A 4,125-nucleotide genomic window follows, 5' to 3' on the forward strand; every position below is an offset into this window, starting at 1 on the left:
TCGCTTTAAATTCAGTTCCAATTCTAGTTGTTAACATTTCTTTACTTACCTTTGTTTTTTTATACCGACCTACTTAGAGCATTCTTGACTTGTTCCGTTAGCTGGTACGGCCATCGTAATTCTTCCGAATACTTTGCCGAAATACTCCAACCAAATTCGGAACATATACCAAGATGCGTCGTTAATCGATTTTGCTAAAGAGTGATTCTTCACCATATTTTTGATCCTCAAGTCTTCGTAGGCTACACAGTCGTTAGACTGGATGACGCATCTTGCTAACTTCACGGCAAAATCTTTACGCTGTCTACTTATCTTGAGGTGGCGTTTCCCTAGAATCGCTCTAGCTTTTTTTCTGTTTTGTGAACCCTTGACTCGCTTTGAGACTCGTCTTTGGGATTTTTTCAACCTGCGTTCTCCCTTGCGGAGGAAACGCGGGTTCTCAATTGCAACCCCATTTGAGTCTGTGTAGAACTCTTTAATTCCTACGTCTAACCCGATGGCGTTACCTGTGACTTCAGTCTTTTCAGAACGGTTAACTTGAATGCAAAACTGGACATAATATCCGTCTGCCCGTCTCACCAAACGTACTCGCTTAATTTGACTGCGCTGATAGAAATGTAAGTCGCGTGTTCCTTTTAATTTGAGCTTCCCGATTCCTTGCTTGTCGGTAAAAGTGATGGATTTTCGGTCGTCTGCCAAGCGCCATCCCGTAGTCTTGTACTCGACGGATCGGTTGTCTTTCTGGAATTGCGGGAATCCTTTTTTTCCTGGGACTTTCTTTTTACAGTTGTCGTAGAATCGGGAGATCGCCGACCACGCTCTTTCTGAGCTAGATTGTCGAGCCATGCTATTCAAGTCATCGCAAAACGTCCATTCCTTAGCTAAAACAGCGCTATACTTGTTCAATGCGTATTTATCGACATTTTCGTTTTCCATCCAAAACCGCAATGCTTTGTTTCGGATGAACTGCACCGTTCTAATTGCTTCGTTTACAGCGTCAAATTGCTGCTTTTTACCGTATGCTTTGAACTCGAAAACTAACATGACTTCGACCCGATCACGATAGTCTTATGCTAGCAGCATTGGCTTAACCTTACTCTGATGGTTCACAAAGATTTACATAGCTTTACTCTACAGCGCAATCCTGAAATCTAAGAAAATAGACAGGGAGGCTAAAGCCTCCTTGCCCCTTTCATCCCCGGACTAAAGTCGCGGGGTTTTCAGGATATTATTTATAATTAGCAGGAGCATTCCTAAACTGCTAAGATTTTTGAATTAATGGGAGTTGAGGAAGCCCATCATCCGGGTTCAAACCGGTAAAGCAGCAAGCCAAACAACCGACCGCGCAATCCGGTTCGGCAAGTGCGGAGGCTGGAAAAACAGCGGCTTTTGACCAAACTCAGACAGAACTGATGCCCCAAAGTGTGTCTGCGGAGGTTAGGCTAGTGAAGAGACGAAAAGAATAGTTACGATCGAGACTTGAATTAGTCTACCTTGTAATTTATTGCTCAGTTGTCAAGCCCAACAGTTTTGCATTCTCGCGATGAGCGAGACTCTTGGCACTTCCCACAAGTGGGGAACTCGACCGTCAAAGAACTTGGGTTTGATGGTAAAGCCCTTAGTAATATGTCAACACCTTATCGATAACTCGCCGGAACAATCTTGCAAGAAAACCCATGTCTAGTATGCAAAGCCAATTCACGGTTCACTTCTGGGGCGTTAGAGGTAGCATAGCGTCTCCCGGGGCAGAAACAGTACGTTACGGGGGCAACACGCCCTGTGTAGAAATGCGAGTGGGTGACAGTCGCCTAATTTTCGATGGTGGTACTGGATTGCGGGTTTTGGGACAAACTCTCCTGTCCCAGATGCCCGTAAAAGCTCATATGTTTTTTACTCACTCTCACTGGGATCACATTCAAGGATTCCCATTTTTTGTCCCAGCTTTTATTCCTGGGAACTGCTTTCACATCTATGGGGCTATTGCTCCTAATAAGGCTACTATCCAGCAGCGCCTCCACGACCAGATGCTGCACCCCAATTTTCCGGTACCCCTGCAAATTATGGGGGCAGACCTGAAATTTAACGATATAGAAGTGGGCAAACCGCTGGAAATCGGAGAGATTAAGGTGGAAACTGCTTTGCTCAACCATCCGGGGGAAGCTATAGGCTACCGCGTAAACTGGCGGGGGTATTCGGCTGCTTACGTGACTGATACTGAACATTTTCCCGATCGTTTAGACGAAAATGTGCTGTATTTAGCTCAGGATGCTGATGTGCTGATCTACGACGCTACTTATACCGATGAGGAGTATTATGCCCCGAAGAGCAGCAAGGTCGGCTGGGGACATTCGACTTGGCAGGAAGCGGTGAAGGTGGCAAAGGCTGCTAATGTCAAAAAGTTGGTGATTTTTCACCACGACCCGCTGCACAATGACGAGTTTTTAGACAAGGTGGGAGAAGAAGTGGCTCAAAGGTTCCCGAATAGTTTGATGGCGCGGGAAGGTTTGTCGTTACAATTGCTGCCTCCTGATAACGATTTGTCTGAAGCGTCGGTGCAAGCGCCTCAAGTGTCTGTCTGATGGATTTGAGATTGCCAGATGGTTCTGAAATCTTGAGGTCGGAAATCTCAAATTTAAGTTAGGGCTGACCTCAAAGACGGATACAAGCCCCCGGCTTAAGTCGTGGAAAACCAAAAAGTTTAGACCAAAGTTCAACCTTCCAGATTTATCTGTGGAGTCAAATCTAAAATCTAAAATCTAAAATCTAAAATCTAAAATCGACTGGCGATCGCAATCTGGCTAAGTATGTCAAAATTTTAAGCGTGTGGTTAACTTCTTCTTCTACCGCTGCTCTGACTCCAACTTCTGTTGCCTTGGGAAACTTTGATGGTTTGCACCTAGGGCATCGACAAGTCGTGCAGCCAATTTTAAATCGATCGCCTAGGTCAAATTCTGCGACGGTGATTGCGTCGGGGCAAAACTTGCGCTCCAACGCTGGCAGAGATGAAAATTTGGAAAGCAAACCTCCGGCGACCTGCTACAACGACTCAGCAGCACCGCCCGATCGAGCCGACAGCAGCCATAATTTCGATGGTTTGATAGGCCCTAGGGCAGAGGGCAACAGCCTCTCTGGGATCGATTCTGATGGGGTCGATCGGCTTTACGGCACTGTGGTGACATTCGATCCGCACCCGCAAGAATTTTTTACGGGTCAACCGAAAAAACTGCTGACGCCTCTGGCAGAAAAGGTAGAATTGCTCGCAGCAATGGGCGTCGAGCAACTTGTGCTGCTGCCGTTCGATCGAGAACTTGCGGCTTTGACTGCTTCTGAGTTTGTCGAGGAAATTTTGGTGCGACAACTAAAAGCGAGTCGAATTAGTGTGGGGGTTGATTTTCGGTTTGGACGGGGACGCGCTGGAACGGCTGTGGATTTGCAGTCGATCGCCTCTGGTTACGGTATTGATGTTGCTCTTGTACCGCTGCATAATTGCGGTGAGGGCGATCGGATCAGTAGTTCTGCCATCCGCGAAGGTCTGGCATCCGGCGACATCACAAGAGCGAATCAGTTGCTGGGGCGACCTTACAGTTTAGTCGGAACTGTGGTTGGCGGACAGCGGCTGGGCAGGACGATCGGATTTCCTACTGCTAATATCGAACTGCCGCCGGAAAAATTTTTGCCACGTTTTGGCGTGTATGCGGTGCGAGTCTCGCTGAAGCATGGATGGGAAAAGATGAAAGAGGAAAGTTCTTCCTATCAGCAGGAAAATCCCAAATCTCTAATTCCCGGCACAGCATCAAATTTATCTTTTGTCAATGGGGTGATGAATGTTGGCTGCCGCCCGACGGTAGACGGCCTGCAACCCACTGTGGAAGTTCACCTGTTAGATTGGTCTGGGGATTTGTACGGTCAAACCTTGAGTGCGAGTTTGGTAGAGTTTTTGCGACCCGAACAAAAATTCGCTTCTCTGGAAGCTCTCAAAAGTCAAATTCAGGCAGATTGTGATATTGCTAGAAGCCTATTATAGCCTAGGGCATAGGCATAGGGCATAGGCATAGGGCATAGGGCATAGGGCATAGGGCATAGGGCATAGGGCATAGGGCATAGGGCATAGGGCATAGGGCATAG

2 protein-coding genes and 1 pseudogene are annotated in these 4,125 nt (G+C 47.1%); 2 read left to right on the forward strand and 1 reads right to left on the reverse strand.

What is annotated here, in order from left to right:
* Nucleotides 1-75: 75 nt before the first annotated feature.
* Nucleotides 76-1,044, reverse strand: a pseudogene (locus tag QUA16_RS35880) (RNA-guided endonuclease InsQ/TnpB family protein); the annotation flags it as partial.
* A 632-nt stretch (nt 1,045-1,676) separates the two neighbouring features.
* Here QUA16_RS35880 and QUA16_RS35885 point away from each other — a divergent pair.
* Both QUA16_RS35885 and QUA16_RS35890 read left to right on the forward strand, forming a co-directional pair.
* Entirely contained in the window at nt 1,677-2,579 is a 903-nt protein-coding gene (locus QUA16_RS35885) for an MBL fold metallo-hydrolase (RefSeq protein ID WP_333109553.1), read from the forward strand.
* A gap of 242 nt (nt 2,580-2,821) precedes the next feature.
* A complete protein-coding gene (locus QUA16_RS35890; RefSeq protein ID WP_333109552.1) occupies nt 2,822-4,024 on the forward strand; it encodes a bifunctional riboflavin kinase/FAD synthetase in 1,203 nt (400 codons plus the stop codon).
* Nucleotides 4,025-4,125: the final 101 nt, after the last annotated feature.

Source organism: Microcoleus sp. S13_C3, from assembly GCF_036700905.1.
Classification (GTDB): Bacteria; Cyanobacteriota; Cyanobacteriia; order Cyanobacteriales; family Microcoleaceae; genus Microcoleus.